At 52.2% G+C, this 23,880-nt stretch carries 21 protein-coding genes and 1 pseudogene; 18 read left to right on the top strand and 4 right to left on the bottom strand.

Annotated elements, in window-relative coordinates; all coding sequences use genetic code 11:
* Positions 1-2 precede the first annotated feature (2 nt).
* Positions 3-1,487 carry a sigma-70 family RNA polymerase sigma factor gene (locus tag B5E77_RS13825; RefSeq protein WP_087165939.1) on the bottom strand — a complete coding sequence of 495 codons (1,485 nt, stop codon included), beginning with the start codon at positions 1,485-1,487 and terminating at the stop codon, positions 3-5.
* Between the two features lie 441 nt (positions 1,488-1,928).
* On the opposite strand from B5E77_RS13825, the gene B5E77_RS13820 reads away from it, so the two are divergent.
* From B5E77_RS13820 to B5E77_RS13775, 10 genes are all read left to right on the top strand, one after another.
* Positions 1,929-6,119: a Cna B-type domain-containing protein gene (locus B5E77_RS13820; protein ID WP_087165938.1), complete on the top strand. Its 4,191-nt coding sequence runs from the start codon at positions 1,929-1,931 to the stop codon at positions 6,117-6,119.
* 111 nt (positions 6,120-6,230) lie between these two features.
* The gene (locus B5E77_RS13815; protein WP_087165937.1) at positions 6,231-7,961 is read left to right on the top strand and encodes a SpaA isopeptide-forming pilin-related protein; all 1,731 of its coding nucleotides are present in this window, start codon (positions 6,231-6,233) and stop codon (positions 7,959-7,961) included.
* A gap of 117 nt (positions 7,962-8,078) precedes the next feature.
* Positions 8,079-8,966 carry a class C sortase gene (locus tag B5E77_RS13810; RefSeq protein ID WP_087165936.1) on the top strand — a complete coding sequence of 296 codons (888 nt, stop codon included), beginning with the start codon at positions 8,079-8,081 and terminating at the stop codon, positions 8,964-8,966.
* A complete protein-coding gene (locus B5E77_RS13805; protein WP_087165935.1) occupies positions 8,963-9,862 on the top strand; it encodes a class C sortase in 900 nt (299 codons plus the stop codon). The genes B5E77_RS13810 and B5E77_RS13805 overlap by 4 nt, the downstream gene beginning before the upstream one ends.
* A gap of 21 nt (positions 9,863-9,883) precedes the next feature.
* Entirely contained in the window at positions 9,884-11,023 is a 1,140-nt protein-coding gene (locus tag B5E77_RS13800) for a DUF5979 domain-containing protein (protein WP_087165934.1), read from the top strand.
* A complete protein-coding gene (locus tag B5E77_RS13795) occupies positions 11,020-11,574 on the top strand; it encodes a hypothetical protein (RefSeq protein ID WP_087165933.1) in 555 nt (184 codons plus the stop codon). Before B5E77_RS13800 ends, B5E77_RS13795 begins: the two co-directional genes overlap by 4 nt.
* Complete coding sequence (locus B5E77_RS13790; RefSeq protein ID WP_087165932.1) at positions 11,571-12,371, top strand: hypothetical protein; 801 nt, start codon at positions 11,571-11,573, stop codon at positions 12,369-12,371. Before B5E77_RS13795 ends, B5E77_RS13790 begins: the two co-directional genes overlap by 4 nt.
* A 10-nt stretch (positions 12,372-12,381) precedes the next feature.
* On the top strand, positions 12,382-13,143 hold the full coding sequence (locus tag B5E77_RS13785; protein WP_087165931.1) for a hypothetical protein: 762 nt from the start codon (positions 12,382-12,384) through the stop codon (positions 13,141-13,143).
* A 6-nt stretch (positions 13,144-13,149) separates the two neighbouring features.
* Positions 13,150-14,160, top strand: a complete 1,011-nt coding sequence (locus B5E77_RS17125; RefSeq protein WP_087165930.1) for a MucBP domain-containing protein — start codon at positions 13,150-13,152, stop codon at positions 14,158-14,160.
* Positions 14,147-14,746 carry a signal peptidase I gene (locus B5E77_RS13775; protein WP_242963748.1) on the top strand — a complete coding sequence of 200 codons (600 nt, stop codon included), beginning with the start codon at positions 14,147-14,149 and terminating at the stop codon, positions 14,744-14,746. Before B5E77_RS17125 ends, B5E77_RS13775 begins: the two co-directional genes overlap by 14 nt.
* 90 nt (positions 14,747-14,836) lie before the next feature.
* Here the strand turns inward: B5E77_RS13775 and B5E77_RS13770 are convergent, their stop codons facing one another.
* The gene (locus B5E77_RS13770; protein ID WP_143468641.1) at positions 14,837-15,583 is read right to left on the bottom strand and encodes a hypothetical protein; all 747 of its coding nucleotides are present in this window, start codon (positions 15,581-15,583) and stop codon (positions 14,837-14,839) included.
* A 166-nt stretch (positions 15,584-15,749) separates the two neighbouring features.
* Here B5E77_RS13770 and B5E77_RS13765 point away from each other — a divergent pair, with 166 nt between their 5' ends.
* The 4 genes from B5E77_RS13765 (at position 15,750) to B5E77_RS13760 (ending at position 18,623) form a co-directional block, all read left to right on the top strand.
* Positions 15,750-17,300, top strand: a complete 1,551-nt coding sequence (locus B5E77_RS13765; RefSeq protein WP_143468640.1) for a hypothetical protein — start codon at positions 15,750-15,752, stop codon at positions 17,298-17,300.
* Positions 17,301-17,330: 30 nt separating this feature from the next.
* The gene (locus B5E77_RS17035) at positions 17,331-17,504 is read left to right on the top strand and encodes a hypothetical protein (RefSeq protein ID WP_162609706.1); all 174 of its coding nucleotides are present in this window, start codon (positions 17,331-17,333) and stop codon (positions 17,502-17,504) included.
* A gap of 268 nt (positions 17,505-17,772) precedes the next feature.
* Positions 17,773-17,910, top strand: a complete 138-nt coding sequence (locus B5E77_RS17030; RefSeq protein WP_162609705.1) for a hypothetical protein — start codon at positions 17,773-17,775, stop codon at positions 17,908-17,910.
* The gene (locus B5E77_RS13760) at positions 17,910-18,623 is read left to right on the top strand and encodes an Rpn family recombination-promoting nuclease/putative transposase (protein WP_087165927.1); all 714 of its coding nucleotides are present in this window, start codon (positions 17,910-17,912) and stop codon (positions 18,621-18,623) included. The genes B5E77_RS17030 and B5E77_RS13760 overlap by 1 nt, the downstream gene beginning before the upstream one ends.
* Before the next feature lie 102 nt (positions 18,624-18,725).
* Here the strand turns inward: B5E77_RS13760 and B5E77_RS17415 are convergent, their stop codons facing one another.
* Complete coding sequence (locus B5E77_RS17415; protein ID WP_275532768.1) at positions 18,726-18,914, bottom strand: heavy-metal-associated domain-containing protein; 189 nt, start codon at positions 18,912-18,914, stop codon at positions 18,726-18,728.
* A 27-nt stretch (positions 18,915-18,941) separates the two neighbouring features.
* Positions 18,942-19,256: pseudogene (locus tag B5E77_RS17410) on the bottom strand (TIGR04076 family protein); the annotation flags it as partial.
* A 188-nt stretch (positions 19,257-19,444) separates the two neighbouring features.
* On the opposite strand from B5E77_RS17410, the gene B5E77_RS13750 reads away from it, so the two are divergent.
* The 4 genes from B5E77_RS13750 to B5E77_RS13735 all read left to right on the top strand — a co-directional run bounded on the left by B5E77_RS13750 (position 19,445) and on the right by B5E77_RS13735 (position 23,871).
* On the top strand, positions 19,445-20,011 hold the full coding sequence (locus tag B5E77_RS13750) for a Crp/Fnr family transcriptional regulator (RefSeq protein ID WP_087165926.1): 567 nt from the start codon (positions 19,445-19,447) through the stop codon (positions 20,009-20,011).
* 333 nt (positions 20,012-20,344) lie between these two features.
* The gene (locus tag B5E77_RS13745; RefSeq protein ID WP_087165925.1) at positions 20,345-21,184 is read left to right on the top strand and encodes a cell division protein FtsQ; all 840 of its coding nucleotides are present in this window, start codon (positions 20,345-20,347) and stop codon (positions 21,182-21,184) included.
* Positions 21,185-21,268: 84 nt separating this feature from the next.
* Complete coding sequence (locus B5E77_RS13740) at positions 21,269-23,017, top strand: ABC transporter ATP-binding protein (RefSeq protein ID WP_087165924.1); 1,749 nt, start codon at positions 21,269-21,271, stop codon at positions 23,015-23,017.
* A gap of 17 nt (positions 23,018-23,034) precedes the next feature.
* Positions 23,035-23,871, top strand: a complete 837-nt coding sequence (locus B5E77_RS13735; protein WP_087165923.1) for an energy-coupling factor transporter transmembrane component T family protein — start codon at positions 23,035-23,037, stop codon at positions 23,869-23,871.
* The last annotated feature ends 9 nt before the right edge of the window (positions 23,872-23,880 follow it).

Here is a 23,880-nt window from a genome sequence, read left to right as displayed (position 1 = left end):
TCTCAGCGGATATACTGTGTCGTGTAATTAGTGCCGTCGCCAATATAGTTCAGGACGGCGCTGCTGTTCCCGTTTTCAGAGGCCAGGGTAGGATCCATGCGGGTCCATCCGCCTTCCGCAAATTCAATGAGCCGGTCGATCCACCCCGTTTCCTCCGTGTAGACGCTGATCCATGCATGATAGATCTCGCCCGCGTAGCCGATTTCCAGCCGGGCAGGAATATTCTGGGAGCGGAGCATGGCCGCTGTCAGGGAGGCGTAGTCGAAGCAGATCCCCTTTCCGGTCTCCAGCGTCTCGTCCACATCCGGCAGATAGCCGGATTTCACCGTCTCCGCCTTTTCCATATCATAACTCACATGCTCGATAATATAATGATAAATGTCTGCCACGGCGTCCAGATCTGAGGAAGCTTCCGAGACGATTTCTGAAGCCCTGGCGACGGCCTTACTGTCTCTGTTGAAGTTCACGTACTGGCTGGGATATAAAAAGGGGAGAAGCTCGTCTTCCAGCTGAAGCGCCATTGTTTCTTTAAAAAGAACCGCATACTGCGTGCCGGAAATATTTTCATAGCCGTCGATTTGATAGGTCCCATCCCCTGCGGTCAGCGGGAGAGGCGTCCAGGTATCGGAAGAGGTGAGAAAATATTTGTAGGCGACGCCGTCAGGTCCTGTGAGCTGAATATTGGCCCTGGCGGCGCCGCCTGTGTATCTGGCCATAACATAGCCGCGGCTCCGGTTTGAGATATCCACGATCAGAGGCTCCGCGCCTGCAGTCTCTGTCTGCGGGGCTTCCGGTTCATATACGACCGGGGCGTTCGGGCGCGTCCCCAGCTCCGTCTCCACGGCAGAAGCGGCGGCCCCGTCTCCGATGCAGCCAATCAGCAGAAAAGCAGAGAGAAAAATCAGAAGCAAAGGCAGCAGGGTATCACCGAAACGTTTCCGGAGATGCTTCTTCGCCCTGTTGACCGCGCGCTTGGCTGTGCTCAGGCTGACGCCCAGAAAATCCGCGACCTGCTCCATCTGCAGCTTATTTTTGTAGCGCAGCAGAAATGCCTTCCTCGGCTGAGCAGGCAGCTCGGCAAGATACGCTTCCAGACGCTGCAGGGCTTCCTGATCGTAGAGCTCCTGAAAACAGTCGTCCTGTTCCCGCAGATCCAGAAGAAATTCCGTGTTATCTGCTGCGGAAGCCTCATGCTGGGATATGGACATATATTTCCTCTGAAAATCACAGCATACATGATAGGTAATCTGTTTCAGCCAGGAATGGAACATCTGGTTGTCCTTCAGGGAAGAAATGGAGCGCCATACCAGTATGTAAATTTCATGCAGTGCATCCTGGGCGAGATGCGCATCCTTCAGAAAATAGTATGCATATCGATACAGGTCATTGTATGAAACCTGGTAAAATTCGGTAAAAGCGTCGGCATCCCGCGCCTGGATGCGCTCTGCCAGGAGTGTATAATATTCAATGTTAAATTGATTTTCCATTGTACGGTATACTCCTGCAGTCAGATATGTCAATCAATTAATAAATAATAGAAATAATCGTACGCCAAAAACGTACAATTTTTCTGTTTCATCTACGTTTATAACGTAGGTTAAGTATAGCACCGATCCATGGAAAGAACAAGGAAAAGATGGGAGAAACATCTGAAAGGATAATATTGTAAATAAAACAGAAGAAAGGGGTTTGCTGCGATGTCCGGCAGTATTCCAGCCATCCAGCCGCTCCCAGACTCCGCCTCCCAGTTCCGAATTTAAGAAAAAATTTAAAAATATGAAAAAAATGTGACCCGTTTGTGAATAATGGACCGTCTTATATTACAAATGGGTAAGAATGAATCTGCTTCAGGCCGGCTTCCAGAGCCCTGGCGGAGCGGATTCACGACAGATAAACAGAAGACAGATAATACAAGGAAGGAGAACGTCATGAAAATCAGGAAGACGAAGAAAGAAAACAGAATCAGGAGAATCGTCGCGTTCCTGCTCTGCATGACCATGGTGCTTGGACTTGGCATGCAGGATGTCATAGAGCAGGTGTATGCAGAAGAACCCGTAGTGGCAGAGGAAGGCGTATCGCCACAGAATACGGAGGAAGGAAACGAAGAGCAGGGGCAGCAGGAACAGCCTGGGTCTTCGTCTGAACCGACGTCTCCGACCGGTGGGAACGAAGGACAGAACAGCACGCCTTCGAGCGAGACAGAGGAAGAGGGGAATACGCCGGGCGCTCCGGAGACCCCGAATGGTCCGGAGAATCAGGGCGGCACAGAAAGCCAGGACGGGCAGCAGGCTCAGAATGGCCAGAACGGCGGAGATAGTTCCGGAACGAACAGCGGAGACGGATCTCCGGAGAACCAGAACCCGTCCGGCCCGGCAGGAGAGAACGGCAGCCAGGATGATGGAAATAAGAACGATGGAAATAAAGAGGATTCCAGTCTGCCCGGCGGAGAGGACGCTTCCCAAAACCAGGATCCTTCTCAGACAGAGGACGCTGACAAGACAGAAGAAACAGAGGACACTGAGCAGGACGTTTCTCTGGATGAGGAAGACGAAGAAGAACTGACCGGTGAGGAAGACGAGGAGCTGCTCACAGAAGAGAAAGAAGCGGAGCCTGTGAGCCTGGAAGGCGAGGCAGAGGGCATCCGCGTCCTGCTGTCCGGTCCGGCGTCCAGTTTCCCGGAAGGCGGCGAACTGACTCTGTCCGTAGAGCCTGTGAGCGAGGAAACGAAGGAAATCGTGGACCAGGCGGTGGAGGAGCAGGCCGAGAAGGAAGAAAAGGAAGTCGTGAGCTATACAGCTCTGGACATCCGGATTTTCCAGGACGGCAGCGAGATCCAGCCGCTGGGTCCGGTGGAAGTGAAGTTCGAAAAGGCGAACGCAGAGGCTGAGGCGGCAGAGGACGAGACGGCCGGCGACAGCTCCGAGGCAGAGACAACTGAGGATGGAACTGCGGCAGAGGCGGGAACCACTGCCGAGGCAGCCACGCTGTCTGAGGCAGAGGAAACCGCAGAAGACGGCGGAGAAACAGTCATATCTGAGGAGACGAAGGTCTTCCATGTGGACGAAGAGACAGGAGCCTCCACGGATATGGAAGCGCAGGTCGCCGGAGACGGACAGATAGCGATTGAGACGGATCACTTTTCCATCTACGTAGTAGTAGACCTTGATCAGCTGGGCGGAAAAATCAAGGTGAACGTCGAGCATTATGCGATAAATTTAAAACAGCTGAACCCTACTGGCAGCACACCGCAGGGGGGCAATGAGGGATTACAGAATACAGGAGGCATCAACTGGGTGCCGCAGTATACGGTTCAGCCTGATGAGAAACGGATTTATACAGATGACACGATTGAACTGGATAACGGACTAAAAACCCCGGTTGAAAATCTGAGTAAGATCTGCATGTCCAATGTCGGAAAGTCGAATGTCAATTATAAACTGAAGAAGATCAGGATTACCGACAGTGAAGATACAAAGGAATATGAGGCCAGTTCCAGTGAAGAGGTTATGCTGACCGGTGATTCTACCATAAGAATGATCTACGAGCCAGAATCCAGCGGCGACAGTGTAACGCTTCAGACGCCGGTACAGTTCTACGATTATGATGTGTCCACCGGAACGTTATTCCGAGGTAATAATTACCTTGGTGATTATGTCGAGGGATATGATACTGACCATAGAGGAATTAATTCCAGAGGGAATTTTGGTGGAGGAGCAGACGGACAGAATAATCAGTTAAAGTTTGGCTTCCGGTCCAATGGATTTTTCCACAGTAGTTCTTCGGATACAAACCTGCACTTGCAAAATCCGACGACATACCTGAATGAGGTTAATACGAATGCCAGTGGGCAAAAAACAGGTTTTGTGGTACGAACCGGTATTGTGCAAAATAATTTAGACGCAAATGGGAATCTGCAGTTCACAAGTGGAATTTACGCGCCGAATTTATTTGGAGAAGGCTCCGGGCGAGATGTGGGCGTAACCCCGTATTCAGATTATAAACTTGGCTTTATTCAGGAAGGCGATACTTATACCTTGTCGCAGGTATATAAAGGCAGCTCTTCTGTATTAAGCGATTTACAGCACATTAGAGAAATTACGAAAAATGATGATGGCAATGGGATATACGCAAATAATTTCTGGCCGTTGGATACTGAAGACGCAACGGATCCGAAATTTGGCGGAGAAGCCGAGGCGAACCACTACGGCGTTGCCGAGGATAGATTTACCTTTGGGGCTCCTATTGGTTACAGTGATGATAAAACGGCTCATAACTGGTATTTTGGAATGAAATATGAATTCACCTTTACATTAGGTGATTATGTAGGGCCATTAAATTTCTACTTCCGGGGTGATGATGATTTCTGGCTGTATGTAGATGGAGTAAAGAAAATTGACCTGGGCGGTCTTCACAGTTCTGTGGGTCAGTATCTGGATCTGGAGTATTTACGTGAGGATCCGGCAGATAAAGAACATACGATTACCATTTATTACATGGAGCGCGGCGGTTATGGTTCCTCCTGCTATATGCAGTTTACACTTCCAAATGTAGAACCGGTTAATTTTGATACTACAGTTGAGAAGACATCTGTTACGGTCAACAAGGTCTGGGAAGATCATAATAATCCGAATCGTCCGTCTTCTGTCAGCGTAACGTTGCAGTATAAAAAATCTGACGATATAGCCTATACGGATTATGCGACGGTAAACCTCAGTGCTGGAAATAACTGGTCATATACGTGGCCTAACCTTCCCAAAACGGGGTATGACTATCGCGTGGTTGAAAAAGATGTACCGAACAAATACCAGGTTTCCTATACAAACGGGGATGGTATAGGCGGAGTTTTGCAGTCAGATGGCGGCGGATTTACCGGAACGATTACAAATAAAGCGAATCCATCCACCTGGATTGACGTTACGAAAAAATGGGATGACGGAGGCGCTTCAGAGTACAGACCGGATAAGGTACAGTTCCAGCTTTACTATAAAGAAAATGGCCAGTGGCAGATTTATCCGGGCGGCCTGCTCGAACTGACGGCGGCCAACGGCTGGAAGGGTACTTACAATAACCTGCCGGTGTATGTGGGAACCACAACTGAAGAGATGGTCTATAGCGTAAGAGAGGTTTCTAATAATGCCGATCTGAAGCCCGGCGATAAACTTCTAGGAAAGAATAACGCACAGTATATCGTAAGCTATCCGGCGGACTATTACGCGAATGATCAGTGGAAAGATTACGAAGCTGTCGCGGACAAAGCAACGTTGGAACTCACGGTGACCAATACCTATGGCCAGAAGATTCAGGTGACCAAAGACTGGAAGGGCACGGCTGATCCGGAACTGACAGTCTATGCGGGACTGTACAAAGGCGGGGTGTCAACCGGACGGTACGTGGCGCTGAATAAGAGTAATTCGTTTACAGATGTATTCGAGCATCTTACCCCGGCTTCGGATTATAGCGTGAAGGAATTGAAGCCTGCTGACGGCGGAAACGGAGAATTCAACGTTACTGTGGGAGACGGAACCACAGCGCCCTATGTCGGAGTGGAAGAAGGCGAGCATACGCGGATCGGCGAATATGAATATATTGTCGATTACGGTGAGCTTATCAAGGACAGTTCAGACGCAAGCCTGAGCAGCATCACCATCACCAACCAGGCGCAGTGGCAGCTGATTAAATGCAGCAACTCTACATCTACAACAGATACCCCCCCTACACTGAAGGGCGCCGAGTTTGAATTGAAGCATAACACTGATAAAACAATTTACAAAGGCGTATCATATGCAAACGGTATCGTAAAATGGACTAAAAATGGTGCAGATTTTACAGGCATATTCGCAGACGGTTCATACACACTTACCGAAACCGTAGCGCCGATAGGATATGCGCTTGGCGATCCTGTTACCTTTGAGATGAAGGACGGAGTTCCGGTAAAAATGAACGACAAAAACGCAGTCATCAAAGACGGTATCCTGACCTTCTACTATGGCAACACAGCTCTCTATGAGCTGCCGTCCGCGGGCGGAACAGGAATTTATCGATATACTATCGGCGGTATTCTGCTGATGATGGCAGGCGCGCTGGTATTATATAAAAGAAAACGCAGGGGGGTGCTGTAAAGAGAATAATCGTGAAAATGATTCCAATTCTCTGCTGCAGCCACTGCGCAGTGGGGAACTGCACACAAAAGCACAAAAAATGAAACAAAATCTTGGAAAAGGAGAACAACAATGAAAAAGATGAGAAAAATCTTTGCCATGCTGCTTGCGCTTACTATGGTGCTTGGCATGAGCGTAACGGCTTTTGCAGCTGGTAATCAGGGAAAGTATCCTACAAAACCTGATATAGCAGACAGAGCAGATGTTTCAATCACTAATATAACAGGTAATCCTGATGTTACACTTTATCAGATTGCAAGTGTAGACTATGGTCCGGGCGATGTAGAGTTCGTAAAATACATCTGGGCTCAAGGTGCTGAGTTTGATGATCCAAAAGCGCCTACAGCTAATGAGATTAATGAAATTGCACAGGGACTGATCGCAAGCCCTCAGACAATTACTCCTATAAAGACATGGACAGCACAGGATGTTGATGCTATCTATACGCAGGAAGTTCCGGCAGGTGCATACATCGCTGTTATCACAGGAGCGGACAACGGAGATATTTATAACCCGATTCTTCTGACCGCTACATATAATGAAGATGGCGAATTGACAGCAGGTTCTATCAGTTCGGATGATAATTATCTGTTTGGTTCAACAGCAGTAGCGAAAAGCTCCTCTCCGGATGTTAAAAAAGAGATCACAGACGGAGTGACAGTGGATGCAACAAATAATACCATCAACACAGTATCCGTCGGCGATGTAGTAGATTACAAGGTGACTCCTACCGTTCCTACCTATCCTTCAAATGCTAAAAACAAAACATTCTTTATTTCAGATAGACTGAGTGCAGGTCTTACCTTTGAGTACGACTCACTTACAGTAACCGTTAATGGCACAGCATTAACAAGATCTGAAGATGGAAATACATTTTCATATGCAGACGGAACTGTAGTTGCAACTGCAGTTAAAAAAGACAACGGATTCAATCTTAATTTTGATTACGATAAACTCGTATATGGTAACGGTAGTGTTTATGCACCGGTGATCACTTACAGCGGCGTGATCAATGACAATGCTGTTGTAGGAGACGACGGAAATAATAACAAGGTTATCTACTATTATGGTGATCCTAATACAGGTACTACATGGACAGATGTAAACGAAGAGCCGGATGAAGCTAAAGGCGTAAACAAGAAAGAAGATGAAGAAACGGTTTACACCTATCAGCTTGCTTTCCTTAAGACAGGCGAAGATACAGATAACGATGGGAATCCGAATCCTCTTGCAGGCGCTAAATTCGGTATCTACAAAGATGCAAATTGCACACAGCTTATCGACGTAGTAACTACGAATGAAAACGGTTATGCAGTATCAACTAATGTAGAATACGGTATCTATTATGTAAAAGAGCTTGTAGCTCCTACCGGATACTCTTTAAACGACAAAGTATATGCAATTACAGCAGATTGGACTACAGCAACAACAACAAGTACTGCTACAGAGACTGACAGAACATATACAACAGAGAAACCGTCTAAAGACGCTTTACAGGTTGGCTGGATCAAAGGCAATACATTCTACAGCTTTGATGAAGTAGACGGGAATACTGAAGGATATCAGGCAGCATACCTTGCATCTGAAAAGACAACAACAACTTCATCTGAGACATTAGTAAAGAATCCGGGTGAAGTTGGCGGAACAGCTCTTCTTGAGGATGCTATCCCCAATACCAAGCTTTCTACGCTTCCCGGAACCGGTGGCATCGGTACAACCATCTTCACCATCGGCGGATGCGCGATCATGATTGCGGCGGCGGCGCTGTACTTCGTGAGCAGAAAGAAAACTGAGGAGCAGTAATCGGGATTCCCGATAGAATCTGATACTGCTGCGTAAAGGCCTGGAGAGCTTTGCGCAGATCCGGGGCGGTGTATCCGCCCCGGATTATAAAAAGATACAGCATAAAGGAGAGTCCGTATGAAAAAGACTGTAAGCAGAATATTGATTGGCGCGATATTTTTAGCCGGATTGTCCTTGCTGCTGTATCCCTTTGTGGCAAATGAATGGAACACCTACCGCCAGCAGCGTCTGATTACCGGCTACGACGACACGGTCGCCCAGCTGGAGGAGGAAGGCTCTGTGGATTACGAAGCGGAGTGGGAGAAGGCCAGAGCCTACAATGCGGAACTGGTGCCCTCCGTTCTTCCGGATTCCTTTGCCGTGGCGGCGGCTTCGGAGGAGCCGGACGAGGAGTATATGGCGGCCCTGAACCTGGCCGGCGACGGCATCATGGGAAAGGTGGAGATTCCGAAGATAGGCATTACCCTTCCCATCTATCATACGACGGAGGAGGAAGTGCTGGAAAAAGCGGCCGGACACCTGGAGGGGAGCTCCCTTCCATCCGGCGGGGAGAACACCCACGCGGTGATATCCGCCCACCGGGGACTGCCCAGCGCAGCCCTTTTTACCGATCTGGATCAGCTGGAGGCGGGAGATCATTTTCTGATCCGTGTCCTGGATGAGACCCTCTGCTATGAAGTGGATCAGATTGAGACTGTGGAGCCGGACGACACGTCGGCTCTGGCGGTGGAGGAAGGGGAGGACCTGGTGACGCTCCTGACCTGCACCCCCTATGGCGTCAATTCGCACCGCCTTCTGGTGCGCGGACACCGGGTGCCCTATGAAGAGACGGTGGTGGCTGAGGAGGAGACCCCTCTGGCCGCGGTAAGCATCCACACGAACTACCTGCTCTGGGTGCTCGTGGGACTGGGCGTGACGGCCCTGTTCATTCTGGCGCTGTACCTGCTGGACCGCAGGGCGCGGACGGCGCGGCAGAAGGAGCGGGAAGAGAAAGAGGAGTCATGAGAAAATTACTGAACGCAGTGTTTGCCCTGATGTTCCTGGCCGGCTTTCTGCTGCTGGTCTATCCGACTATCGCGGATCAGTGGAACACCTACCGGCAGAGCCGGCTGATCTCCAGCTATGAGGAGACCATCGCCGTCATGGAGCCGGAGGATTTCTCGGAGGAATGGGAGAAGGCAGAGGCATTTAACGATAAACTGGCGGAAAATAATATATACGGGGACGTATTTGCCGGAGACGGCGAGGACCTGGAGGATACGGAATACTGGTCCGTGCTGAACGCGGCGGGCGATGGAGTCATGGGTTATATTTCCATTCCGAAGATCCAGGTGAAGCTCTCCATCTATCACGGCACCTCCGAGGAGGTCCTGCAGACCGGCGTGGGCCATCTGGACGGAACGAAGCTTCCCATCGGAGGAGAGAGCACCCACTGCGTCCTGTCTGCCCACCGGGGACTGCCCAGCGCGAGGCTGTTCACAGACATCGACCAGCTGGAGCAGGGGGATCGCTTCTATATTCACGTGCTGGATGAGGTTCTGGCCTATGAGGTGGATTTGATTCACGATATGGTGGATAAGGACGATGTGGACGCGCTGAGCAGCGCCCTGGCCATTGTGGACGGGGAGGATCATGTGACGCTGTTCACCTGCACCCCTTACGGCGTGAACACCCACCGGCTGCTGGTGCGCGGAATACGCGTTCCCTACAATGGCGAAGAAGAGCCTGCGGCTCCCGCCCCTGCGGAGGCTGTGGTGCAGGCAGTTCAGAATTACTATATGCTGTATCTGGTTCTGGGCCTGTCTGTGACGCTTCTTATCATAGTAATCTTAAGATGCCTGATTCGTCCGAAGCGGCGTAAGAATGCCGGCGGCGGGCAGGCGGATTCCGGAAAGAAATAGAGCTTAGGAGGGTAAAAAGCGATGAGAAAGAGAAGATGGAAAAGCAGAAAGGGAGCCGCGTTTCTGGCGTTCGCGCTTGCGCTCGCGCTGGGACTCTCCGGCACGGGGCTTCTGGATACTCACGCCGCCGGACCGGTGGAGACGGACAGAGAAGACTGTACGCTGTCGGTGGATCTGAGCGACCTGTTTGCGCAGATAGAAGAGGATTATGCGGCGGCTGGACAGGAGATACAGGAGGAGGCCGCCGCGAAGGAAGTGGTGCTGAACCTGTATAAAGCGGCAGATGTGGATGTGAGTGGAAAATATACGGCAGTTTCAGATTTCAAGGATGCGCCGCTTGAGAAAGATGACGGAGGAAGCAGTACCTTCGGGCAGGAGCTTGCGGCTGTGGATTCTGAGACGGCCGCGGCGGAATGGGAAGCGATGGCGGCTGCGGCTGCCGGCGTGACGGAGAGGCTGGATCCTGTGGACACCCGGACGGCCTCGAAGGCCCAGACCTCGGTTACCTTTACAGCTTTGCCTGTGGGACTGTATCTGGTGGTTCCGCAGCAGCTGGAGACGCCCTATTACTTCTATAATTTCACGCCTTACCTGGTGTCTGTGCCGGACAACGATTTCAATCCGGACGCTCCGGCGGGCCCGGATAACACAGACGACTGGGTTTATGAGGTAGAGACTATCCTGAAATGGAGCCCGGAGGTCAGATATGGCGATCTGGAGATTATCAAGCACCGTGACAGTACGAATGGCGTGCCCCTGAAGGCGGCTGCTTTCGTGTTTGAAGTCAGCGTTGACCCGCTGAAGGGAGAGGATCAGCAGCATATGGTGTCTGTGATTTTCGAGAACGATCCGAACAAGACGACGGGTTCCGTCACGCTGGAGGATCTGCCTGCCGGTTCGACTGTGAAGGTGGAGGAGGTCTACTCCGGCGCCGGATACGAGCTGGAGTCCGGCCCCACGCCTGAGAGCGTCATTATCATCGCGGACGGGGAGGCAGGCTCGCCGGTGCAGGTAGAGTTCACAAATACGGTGGACGGCTCCACGAACGGCGGCTACGGCATCGTCAATAACTTCCGCCAGGGAGAAGACGGTGAGTATGAATATACCGGAGGCAATGTTCCGGGCGGACAGGGACAGACGGGAGAGGAGGATGAAGGATGAGAAACTGGAAATTCGGAAAAGCGGCCCTCCTTGCGGCGGCGCTGGCGCTGACAGCCTCTCTTTCCGTGGGCAGCGCCCTGGCCTATTTCACGGCTTACTGTACGGCGAAGGGCGGCGTGCCGGTGAATATGGGCTTTACGGATACGGAGATCCGCGAGGAAGTGATAGACGACGCGAAGCACGTGTGGATTAAAAATACGGGTGATTACGACTGCTTTATCCGCGTGAAGGTCTTTGCGCCGGATGAGATTATGAACCTGATTACCTATACAGAGCCGGAAGGCACGGACAACTGGAGCGACGCGCCGAATGCGGACGGTTATCTGTATTATACGCCGGTCCTCCATCCGGGAGAGGAAGCCAGCGAGCTGGTGGTGAAATATGAGAGACCCGCGCCGCCGGCAGCCGGAGAAGATACGAGACCGGAGGAATTCAACATTATCGTCGTCTATGAATACTCGCCGGTATTCTTCGATAAAGACGGAAACGCAGTGCCTGACTGGAATTTCAATGTCTTTGAGGACGATGCAGAGCAGGAGGGGAATGTATGATGAAGAGGAAGAAGAAAAGCCGGTTTCCGCTGAAGCCCGCCCTGCTTCTGGGAGCGGCGGGGGTGCTGCTTCTGGCAAGTACGGTCGGGAGCACAAGGGCGGCCCTGACCTACTACAATGAAGAATATTTCGCCCAGGTGAGCATGTCCAGCATCGGCGTGGCTCTTCTGGAGAATGATGTGGAGGTCTGCAGAAGAGAGTACACGGACGACGGCCAGTGGGTGGATTCCGGGGAAGGCGTTCTGCTGAAGAACATGCTGGACGAGGATCAGAACGAGAAGCTGGTTCCCGGAAAGGTTTATCAGGAAGAGCTCAGCGTGGCTAATGTGGGAAATATCGATACCTTTGTCCGCGTCATTGTGAACCGCTACTGGAAGAATTCTGAAGGGAAGACTATCACGAAGGATACGATGCTTGAGCCGGAATGGATTGAGCTGAATCTGGTGAATGACGACGTATGGCTTTACGACGATCGGTCGGATGATCCGGATTATTCTCCGGAGCATATGGTCCTGTATTACCGGGATATCCTGCCGGCGAATATGAAGACGGAGCCTCTGTCTGACACCATCCGCATCAATCCGGAGATTGCCCGGGATGTGACGGTCAGCTCGCGGGTAGAGGGGAATGTGACCCACTATACCTATGAATACCGGTATGACGGCTACAGCTTTTATCTCGACGCGGAAGTGAACGCGGTGCAGACCCATAACGCGGTGGACGCTATCCGAAGCGCCTGGGGCGTGGATGTGACCCTGTCTGAGGACGGGACTTCCATCACCGGCGTAAGTCATTAGGAGGTGCAGGATGAAGAAGAAGCTTTTGTGCCTCGTAATGGGGCTTGTGATGCTGGCAGGTTCCTCTCTGACAGTATTTGCCGAGGATTATCAGGGACGGACGGATCTGCTGGCGGAGTTTACCGGAGACGAGATCCGGAGCAATTACAGCCGGTCGGATTTCACGGATGAGTTCAGCCAGGTGCAGCCGGGCGACAGCGTCCAGATGAATATTGCCATCCGGAATTCGGACGACAGTGAGACGGACTGGTACATGACGAATGAGATTATTGAGACCCTGGAGGACGCCATGTCTTCCGCCGAGGGCGGAGCCTATGAGTACCGCCTCTCCTACACGGACAAGGATGGAGCGGAGACGGTTCTCTATGACAGCGATACGGTGGGCGGCGAGACGGCTGCCGGCGGACTGGAGGGACTGCATGAGTTCACAGGCGCCGCAGATGAGTATTTCTTCCTTGACCGTCTGGCTTCCGGCGAGAGCGGCCGGGTGAACCTGTGGCTCCGGGTAGACGGCGAGACGCAGGGCAACGGCTATCAGCTGACGCTGGCTGAGCTGCGGGTGAATTTCGCGGTGGAAAAGGTGCCGGAGGCTGAGAGGCGCACCGTGGTGAACCGGACGACGAGTGATTCCGATATCCGTGTGGTGACTACCGTGCAGACGGGAGACGCGGCGAAGCTGATGCTCTGGAGCGGCGTTGCTCTGGGCTGCGGCCTTGTGCTTGTGGCTGCCGCTGTCTGGATGCGTAAGAAAAATAACGGGAAAGGAGAGTAGTGCCAGATGAAGAATTGGAAGAAAGCGCTGGTCTCCGTTCTGACAGGCTGCCTGGTGCTGGGCGCGGTTCCGGTAAAGGCTGCGGCCTCAGAGCCGGCGCAGCCGGGACAGCCGGCGGCGGATGACGGCTATACTTACACGCTGACGCTGTCGGCAGGCGACAAGGGCCTGATCAAAGGTCAGAAAAAGGTGGTCATCGACGATCTGGAGCTGGGTGATCAGATCAATCTGTTTCAGGAATTTTATGGCGATATCGTGCTGAACGAGGAGGATGAGCGGTATTACGCCAAGGGCTTCCGCCTGAGCGGCCGCGACAATCTGGATATGGATAACCTGACGAATCCGCTGGTGACTGTGGACGGCGACGCGGATTACGTGGTGGCCTACGGAATCGAGGGCGATCAGGTGTCCTATACGGTTCAGTACCAGGATGAGAATGGCAGAGAGCTGGCTCCCAGCCAGGTGTATTATGGAAATATCGGCGACAAGCCTATTGTGGCTTACCTCTATATCGACGGCTATATTCCCCAGACCCTGGCGCTTACCAAGACCCTGAGCGCGGATCCTGCGGAGAATATTTTCACCTTTGTGTATGTGGAGGGTGATCCGGACGCGATTATCAATCACGTGACAGAGACGGTGACGGACGGCGGTACGACCATCGTGACGATTGTGCGGCCCGGCACGACCACCGGCGGCGCAGGCGGAGCCGGCGGCGCTGGCGGTGGCGCTGGCGGTGCAGGCGGCGGAGCCGGTGAAGGCGGGGACGCCGGAGAAGGACAGCAGACAGAGATTGAGGAGGATGCTGTTCCGGAAGGAACCCAGGACATTGTGGACCTGGATGAGGAGGAGACTCCTCTGGGCGATATGGAGATTGAGGAGGACGAGACTGCGAAGGGCCTTCCGCTGGCGTTCAGCGTCGGCGTCGGCTCTGTGGCCGCAGTGGTGCTGATCTGCCTGGTGGTATGGCTGCTCAAGGGCAGGAAGTCCGGTAAAGAGAATAATGGAGAAGAGTAAAAAAACGGGACCAAACGACCGGTTTTTGAAAAAGAAGAGACGTAACCCCGCGGCGCTGCTTTGCAACGCCGCGGGTACAGTTATATTAATCCTGCTGATTCTGGCCTGCCTGCCGCTGACGCTTCCCCGTCTGGCCGGGTACCGGCTCTATACGGTGATAAGCGGAAGCATGGAGCCTGAGATTCCGGTAGACAGTCTGGTGCTGGTGCGCGGCGCGGACCCGGTGCAGATGGCGGAGGGGGATGTGATAGCCTTTTACGGGGCCCACGGGTCCTCTGCGGTCATCACCCACCGGGTGGTGAGCAACCGGCCGGCGGAGGGCGAGATCGTCACCAAGGGCGACGCCAATCCGGAGCGGGATATGAATCCGGTCCCCTATGAGGATTTCATCGGAAAGGTGGAGCATGTGATTCCGGGCGCAGGCGCTCTGGCAGAGAAGCTGGGCGGCCCCGCGGGACGGCAGGCGGCCGGAGGACTGCTGATTCTGGCGGCTCTGCTTCTGGCTCTGGGTTCCGGGCTGGACCGCAGGAAAAGAAAGAGACGGATAAAGAAGAGAAAAAAAGTAAAAAAAGAAGCGGACCTGTAGGAACAGGACCCGCTTTCAGGATTTCTCTTTTAGGATTTCTCTTTCAGGATTTCTATTTCAGGATTTCTATTTCTGCGGCTGGTTATTATATTACATGGGCGTGAAGGAAAGAACCCGGTAATTGCCGTTCTTATCCGCTATGGTAATCAGCATGGCCTGCTGGGGCGTCGGGAAAGCCACGCATCCGGTGGATGCGTCGATCCGGGAAGGAGCTGTCTTTGCTCCGCTGCCTTCCAGCTGCGCGGTGATGGAATCGTAATCGATGCCGACGCCGTCTCCGTCGCTGATCCAGAGGATGAGTTCTCCATCTTCCAGCTGATGGCTGGTTACGACGGGCGCTTCCTCATCGATTCCGCTGATCTCCATACTGTGGGAGCTGTGCAGGCCTGTGGCGGAATAGATGTCCAGAAGCAGATAGCCGTTCTCCTCGACGGTAATTTGGTAGTTCTGATAGCTGCTGCTTTCCACAGAAAGGCTGTGCTCATTAATCTGGGCAGTGATTTCTCTGACCGGAATCAGGCCGTCTACCCGGAAGCTGACCTGTACCGACGAAGCGTCGGAAGCCGGGGCGGCCGATACCTCCGAGACTGAGGCGGGAACGACCGTGCCGGGAGCGAGCAACGCAGCCGCAAAGACAAGGCAGGCCAGCCGGGCGGCATGCTTTACGACATACTGGCGGAGTAACACGCGCCGGTAACGCTGCTTTTTCCCGGGGGATATTCTATTTTCCAGCTGGAGTTCAGAGAGAAGCTGGTTCAACAGCGCTTCTTCATGGCTGTTTTGGATGCCGCTTTGGCTGTTCTCTCTGTCCAGGGTCTGCTTTTGAAACCGTCTCATAATCAGAGATTCCTTTCTGTGCAAAATAGATAGTCGATCATACAGACATGCAGGATTCGTATTTTCAGTATTTGCGGAAAATGTTCCCTCATACATTCATTAAAGCATTCCTTTATTATATTAGACGGAGAAAAAGTGCAAAATGGTTCACAGAAAGTACAAATTTATGCGGTTTATTAAAAAAAAATTGCAGAAAACAGGAAAAACTATCGGAAACGGAGGCCCGTTCCTGCGTTTTGCGGCTGTTATTCTGCTGTCCGGCTTTCTGGCGGCTTCCTGCTTTCTGCTTTCCCCGGGACCCAGGGTCTGCGCCAGCGGCTGGTTCGACGCTTCTTTCACGGTAGAACGTCTGGATGAGGGAGCGAAATTGTATGTGGTCATGCCGGAGGGCGGCGGGCTGACGCCTGTGAACGCCGGAGATGTGTATTATCTTTCTGAGTATGGAAGCAGGATCTACTTCTATATCGGCCTTCAGCCCGGTTACCAGAACCTTGAAGTCTGGGGCGACGGAATCGTGACGGTGCCGGAGCTGACGCAGGATACGGACGCGCCGGGTGCGGGAGAGGCTTATGAAGCGGGCTGCAGCCTGTGGATGTCTTTTACCCATCAGCCCGCCTCTTCCGTCAGGCACCGGATGATATATGTCTCCTGTGAGCCGGCAGCAACCCTTTCTTCCTATACGGTCGGGTATTATCTGGAGACAGAGCCGGGCGTATATCCGCCGGAGCCTGTGCACCGGCTGGACATCAGCGGCGTGGAGGAGGGAACTCAGGTAAGCGCGGAACTGGCCCCGGAAGGCCTGCCTCTGGAGGGGTATGTGCTTGACGACGGTTTTCCGGAGAGCCTGCTTTCCGGAAATGTGGCGGCGGACGGAAGCCTTTTCCTCCGGGTTTTCTATGCGGTGGATGGCGACGGGAACGGTACCGCCGATAAGTATGAGACCCCGGGCGGCGGAGAAGAGACACCGCCTGAGGGCGGAGAAGAGACCCCGGGCGGCGGGGAGGAGACCCCGGGCGGCGGAGAGGAGACACCGCCTGAGGGCGGAGAAGAGACTCCGCCTGAGGGTGGAGAAGAGACTCCGGGCGGCGGAGAGGAGACACCGCCTGAGGGCGGAGAAGAGACTCCGCCTGAGGGTGGAGAAGAGACTCCGGGCGGCGGAGAGGAGACCCCGGGCGGCGGGGAAGAGACTCCGGGCGGCGGAGAAGAGACTCCGGGCGGCGGAGAAGAGACTCCGGGCGGCGGAGAAGAAAGTACCGGATCCGGACAGCCTTCTGCGGCGGAAGAACCTGTGGCGGAAGAACCTGTGGCGGAAGAACCCGCAGCTGAAGAGGAAGAAACGGAAGAAGAGATGCTTCTCGCTGAGACAGATGATTCTGCGGACGATACGGACGGCGGCACAGGAGAAAGCGATGGAGACAGCGCCTCTGCTGTCGGCGGCTACAGTATGGCGCAGGTCTCCGAATATCGGATAATTCCCGGCCGTCCTGAGCAGGAAACTGACGGCAGAGAATATGACGAAGAAGCGGAGAATACAGTGATTGAAGAAGAGCAGGTTCCTTTGAATAATTGTAAAATAGAGAAGCCTGTCTGCATAGCACACTGGCTGATTCTCCTGGGAGCGGCGGCAGCGGCGTTTGGATTCCAGACAGCGGCTCGGAAATGCCGGAGGCGGATAGAGAGACTGCGCCAGGAGCTTGAGGAACAGAAAACGGTATGACATTTCAGGGGCAAAACAGGAGGAAGTCCTATGGGTTGGATTGCGACAGATGTGTGTGTATGGGATATAGCAGCCTGGCTGCTGCTTCTGGCAGTCGTGATTGCAGGAACAGTCAGACTGATTTTGCTGCACCGTAAAGAAAAGGCGCTGGAACATGCGCTGGCGGAGCGCCTGGCTGTGCAGGCTTTGAAAGAATACGATTAAAATGTGATTAAAGAAAACAGCCGGCTTTGCGGACTGCGCATCCGCAGGCCGGCTGAAATATTGTTATTTCACTGCTGAGTTTCTGTTGACATTTTCTAATATTTCTGCTACTCTTTACCCATCTGAAATCTGCTGGATCGCAGGAGACCTCTCTCCAAATATCCCAGAGAAATCGATTTTATACAGAATTTTATACAGAAGAAGATTTTCCGAAGAAGGAAAGGTTGCGGCTGACATTGTTTCCATGTAAAATGAAGGAGGAGAAAGATTGGGGAAAAAGGAAAATCCGCTTCTGGCGTATTATGATCAGGATGGACGGTTTGCAGAGAGTATCGGCACAGGTATCGGGACTTATTTAAGAAACTTGATCATACCCTGGTACGTCTTTTTATCGGCGCAGAGCTGATGGAATATGTAGATTACGCCATGCCTCTGCGGGTTTTGGACAGCGATACGCTGTCATACTTACACCAGAAAAAAGCAGTCAGCAGAGGACACTTGGAGAAAAAAGATTTAGCGGGCGGTGAATTTCTGTCGCAGTTTTCGAAGGAAGACAGGCTGCTTCCGGTGATTACTTTGGTTTTGTATTGTGGAGAAGCGCCCTGGGATGGAGCCAGACGCCTACATGAGCTTCTGGATCTAGAGCTTATTCCGGACAGGCTGAAAGAATGTGTGGCGGATTATCCCATACATATATTGGATGTCTGTCATACGCCGGATGAGCGGCTGAGAGAATTTCCGCCGGATATCTGTTTCATGCTGCTGTGTATCAAATACGCAAAAGATAAAGAGGCGTTTGCACGCCTGAGAGAACTGACAGGCTCTGCCATTGTCTCGGAAGACACTTATGAGACGATAGCAGAATATCTTGGAGAGCCTGAGCTTCTGGAAAATGGAGGACAGGCAGAAAAAGGAGGAAAAGATATGTGTGAAGCGATTCGTGCGCTGGTAGAGGATGGACGGAACGAAGGATTAAGGCAGGGAATAGAACAAGGAATAGAACAGGGAATACAGCTGGCAAAACAGGTTTTCCGTCTGGCTGATGAAGGAGTTGACTGGGGAGAAATCGCGAAGCGGCTGTCCATTTCGGAGAAAGAGGTTGAGCAGATATTGAACTGATAAGAACCCGGGCCTCAGGTGCAGGATCATCTGAAGGCCCGGGTTCTTTTGTAAGAGAAGTTCATAAAACAAGCCGGAAAAGAAATATTAGATTCTTCCGCATTAGTCGATTTTTCCCACAGAATAATCTCCGCAGCTTTCCACTGCTTTTTTCAAAGCGCGGTCTTCCACATCATGGTCCAGGAACACTTCTGTGAATTCTTCCCGGAACACCACATCCGTCACGCCAGGCAGTGCGGCCAGAGCTTCGGCAATCCGCTTCCTGCAAGTCTGACAGTGGATGCCTTCGATATAGAGGACTTTGTAGTCCAGCCGCTGGATTTTGAAGATGACAGGCCTTGTTCCGTCAGAACAGCAGGTGATCATGACACGTTCTTCTTTCATCCAGCCTCGCATGATGGAGCCGCCCTGAAGACCGGTGTAGATGTATCTGGCGATGGCGTCCCAGGCTTCGGAGCAGTGGGGCATGGCAGGGCCTCCTGCCGTATTCTCTGGACTTCCCGGAATTCCAGTATTTTCCGAAGCCTCTGGGGTGCGCCTTAAGGTGCCAAGGCCCATGTGCCAGAAATCATCGGCAGCTGCATAACGTTCAAAAATGAACTCGTCTCCCACGTTGTAGCAGGGACAGGCGCCGGCCTGGGGATCTGCGCAGTATCTGGCCTAAAGTTCCGGATACAGTTTTTTGTCAATGACAGTAACTTTTACTTTGTGCTGCATAGTGAAGTAATCCTCCTTGTTCTGATTTTGATTGAAAAAAGAAAACGCAGACAGTACAATAAAAATAATAAGGCAGAGATAATGCGGAAAGATGAGGTGATGCCATGCTGACGCCGCGGTATTTTTTCTCTGGAGATTTCCGGCAGTTTTATGAGTGCTTTCTGTCCCAGCCTCATGAAAAGAGATATTTTCAAAAGGGAGATTATGTCTGGAAGCCGGGCAGTCCTTACGGGAATCTCTATTATATTGTGTCGGGGGCAGCCGTCCATGGGGCGGAGCATGAAAACGGACACAGGAAAATCATCAGTTTTCACGGTCCTGGCACAGTGTTTCCAGGATATCATCAGGCAGATTATAAAATTGAGCTGTCCTTAAGCATGAGCGCGCTGTCGGAGCTGGAAGCCCTGGAGTTTACCAGGGAGCAGTTCCGGGATATGTTTGAAGCTGACAGCAGGCTGCGCGGCCAGGTGGTAAACTGGTATTCCATGTATGTGAACCGCCTTCTTTTTGAGACCGTGCATCAGGAATACAATGCTTCTCTGGTGAAGATCTGCAATCTTCTGTACCTTCCGCGGAAAGATACAGGTTCTGGAGCCGGCTGCTCTGGCTGCTTTGTGTACCTGGGAGGTGTTGTAAGCTTTGGCACCGGCAGTCTGGAAAGCCAGACATAAACAGGATATCTTCGGCTGCCGTCCGGATGATTTGATTTTAACTGGTATCTTGTTTGGAGTCAGCTTCAAATGATGCACAGAAAAAAGAACGGCAGGGTACAAGAGAATATAAGAAATGTAAGATATCTCCGGACAGCAGAAATAGAAATGGCTGTTGTCCGGGGATGTTTTAGTTTATGCGGAAAAGTGAAAATAAATTTTCTGAAATGCATTAAAAAGAAAATTTTCTTACATTTAACAGAACCTGTGTCGAAAACTTTACAAAGAAAGTCTATGATAATTTTTGTCAATAGCAAAGATTACGGCACGACACCTTTGAGGAGGAAATGTAAGATGAATGAAAAAAAGACAGCGGCACAGTCGCAGAAACTGATGGTATTTGTACTGACCATGTCCCTGTATGGACTGGCTACACTGTTTACGGAACTGATTCCGAAATTCCAGGTGGGCATCGTGGAATTCTCTGTGGAGTACTTCCTTTTTATCCCGCTGGTGCTGGCGATTCTCTTTGACCCCATGTCGGCGGCCCTGGGAGCAGCTACAGGCGAGCTGGTATTCAGCGAGATTATGCTGGGGCAGTTCGGAGGTCTGGGAGAGCTGGAAAAATTTATTACTGTTACTATTGGCGTGTATATCGCCGGAAGAATGGTAAGAAATCCGAAGAATACCAGAATGGTGGGAATCGCGGCTATAACGGGCACGGCTCTGCAGCTGTTTATGGGAATGGCTGTGGACATTTTGAAAGTACAGTTTGCGGTATCTGATTTTGAGGCGGTTCCGGGACTTCCGGAAAGCGTATTTGCCACAGAGGGCTTTGCGTTTCTGAATGACCTGCTGTTTTCCGGAATTCTGTTCTGCCTGCTGCCGACACTGTTTCTGGTACCGAGACTTTACGGAAAGATTGAACCCCTTCTCGGTATGCGTCCCAGAACGGAGGAGACTTCCCTGGGCGGCATCAGTGGAAAGGCAGTATTGGGAGTGCTGATCGGATTCGCGGCTGCTGTGGGAGCAGAGATGCTGGCGGAGAGCGGACTGCCTCTGATAGACTGGGAGGCTTCCTGGGCGGAGAGCGGAACAGCCATGGCAGCAGGCCTTGTGGCTGCGGCAGCAATGGCGGTAATAGTCCTTCTGATTATCCGCAGAAACGCAGAAGTACAGAAGAGCCGGGCATAAGAGAGATATATGAGAAATATATGAGAAATATATGAGAAATATATGGAAGCGGAATCTATGTAAGACAGAAGGATAAGGAGAGTCATGGAACAGACAGGAAATATTATTGAAATCAGAAATCTGACCTTTACCTATCCCGGAGCGGAAACGCCTGTGCTGAAGGATATCAGTCTGGATGTAGAGAGAGGAGATTTTCTGGCAGTGGTGGGAAACAACGGCTGTGGAAAATCCACCCTCTGCAAGGTACTCAACGGATTGATTCCCCACTTTATCATGGGTGACAGACAAGGCAGCGTCCGGGTGGATGGTGTGGAGACCCTGGAGACAGATATCGGAGAACTGGCTCGGAAAGCCGGTTATGTGTACCAGGATTTTGAAAATCAGATTGTGCGTCCTACAGTGCTGGATGAGGCTTCCTACGCCTGTATGAATTATGCCATGCAGGACTATCTGGAGCGGGGCGAAAAAGCGCTGGAGCAGTGCGGCCTGTCCGGAAGAGAAAAGGACTATGTCTGGCAGCTTTCCGGCGGCCAGACCCACCTTCTGGCTTTGGCGGGGGCAGTTTCCCTGCAGCCGGAGATTCTGATTCTGGATGAGCCCATTGCCCAGCTGGATCCTGCCCACGCGGACCGGATTTATCAGGTGCTGCGGGAATTGAATGAAAAATATGGAAAGACAATCATTGTCATTGAACATCACACAGAATATATTGCGGAATACTGCAGGCATGTGCTGCTTCTGAAGGACGGGCACGCAGAGTGGAAGCTTCCCGCGGGTGAGGCGCTTGCCAGAGTGGAGGAGCTGCGTTCCTGCAATATCTATCCGCCGCAGGTTACCATGGCGGCTTACGAGCTGCGCGGACGGGGAAACCTGAAATGTCCGGGCCGTCTTCCGTCTACTCTGGAAGAAGGGAAAAAAGCCTTTGAGGGATTGGTTTTCCATCCGGACGTTTCCTGGGCCCACACCAGAAACAGGGGGACGAGGATGGCAGCCTTTGAAGATGTGTCTGTCTCTTACCGGGCAGTCAAGGGTGAGCCGCGGAAAATATTTGAGCATCTGAATCTGGAAATCCGCAAGGGTGAAAAAATAGCCATTGTCGGTTCCAACGGAGCGGGAAAATCCACGCTGATGAAGCTGATGACCGGGCTTTTGAAGCCCCGGGAAGGCCGGGTGCTCCTGAAGGAACAGGATATCCGGGATACGAAACCGGAAGCGCTGTCGCAGATTGTGTCGCTTGTTTACCAGAATCCTGAAGACATGTTTATCAAGGACTCGGTGGAGGCGGATATTGCTTTTGCCATGAAGGAAAGGCAGGTGCCCGGCTGGCAAGAGAGGACCGCAGAGCTTCTGGAACGGTTCCGCCTGACTGAACTGAAAGACCGGGACGGACGCCTGCTGTCCGGAGGACAGATGCGCCGGGCGAGCCTGGCAGTCGGCGTTGCGCTCAATCCGGAGATTCTGCTTCTGGATGAGCCTACCGCCAATCTGGATATCGCCACCCGCCGGGAGATTATGCGGACACTGAATGAGATGAAGGATATTACAGATACAGTACTGATTGCCACTCATGATATGCAGCTGGTATGTGAATGGGCGGAACGGATTCTGGTACTGTGCGGCGGCCGGGTAATTGCCGACGGCAGCAGGAATGAGATATTTGGAAATGATGAGGTAAGAAGACGGGCAGGGATCCGTCCTCCGGAGATCTTTACGATGGGACAGCTGCTGACACCGGATGCCTTCTGCTATACAGTGGAAGAATTTGCGGACAGCTTTGGAGACGCAGAAGGCTTGGGGCATGCAGGCCTGGCCGGACAGGCAGAAGCGGGCTGAAGAAGGAGAGAGAAGTAATGGAAGGTTTAAAACGAAAATTATCGGAAAGCATTCTGGACAAATTTTCAATGGATTTTCTGAGAAATCAGGTGTTGAAAAATGCTTACGGAAATGATGACACAGTGATCGCCCGCCTGGATCCCCGGGCTCTGCTGGTGTGGTATCTGTTTTTTGCCATCGCTCCCTGGTTTTCGGATAATCTTATTTTTCTGGCGGCCTGCTTTTTCCTGGTGGCAGCCACGACTCTGCTTGCGAGAGTGGCAGGACTTGTGCTATTCTTGTTTGGAATCGGTGTCTTTGCCCAGACAGGATATCTGTTCCTGGTATCTCTGTTCTTTGGCGGAAACGCCCAGACAATTCTGCCGCTTCTGGTACTGACGCTGAAGGTGGCGGCAGTTTCTCTGGCCTCCATCACAGTATTTTCGGGTCTCGATCCGGATCGGCTTTCCAACGGGCTTATGTGGTTTGGATGCCCGGAACGGCTGTCTTTTTCCATATCCTATGCGTACAGGATGCTGCCGATGCTGATGGAAGAATTTCAGAATGTGCTGCTGTCCTACCGGCTTCGGGGCCGCGCTCCGGATACAGAAACTTTTGCGGGGAAAATAAAGAATCTGATTTATCAGGTGAAGGTAATCATTCATGCCTTTTACCCGCTGATGCTGAATACGGCCAAGCGTTCCCGGACAACGGTGGAGGCGCTGGAGCTGAAAGGCTACCGCTATGCAGCAGTCAATAAAGAGGTAAAGCGGATGAAACTGGCTTCTCTGCATATGACATATGATGATTTCCTGTTTCTGGCTGTTTCCGTGTTCTGGATTGCGGCAGCTGTGCTTTTAAATACGCTTGTGTAGGAGACGGGA

This window comes from Lachnoclostridium sp. An131, assembly GCF_002160825.1.
Lineage (GTDB): Bacteria > Bacillota > Clostridia > Lachnospirales > Lachnospiraceae > Laedolimicola.
Note: the sequence above shows the minus strand (reverse complement) of the source record. Positions and strands in the feature narration are given on the sequence as shown.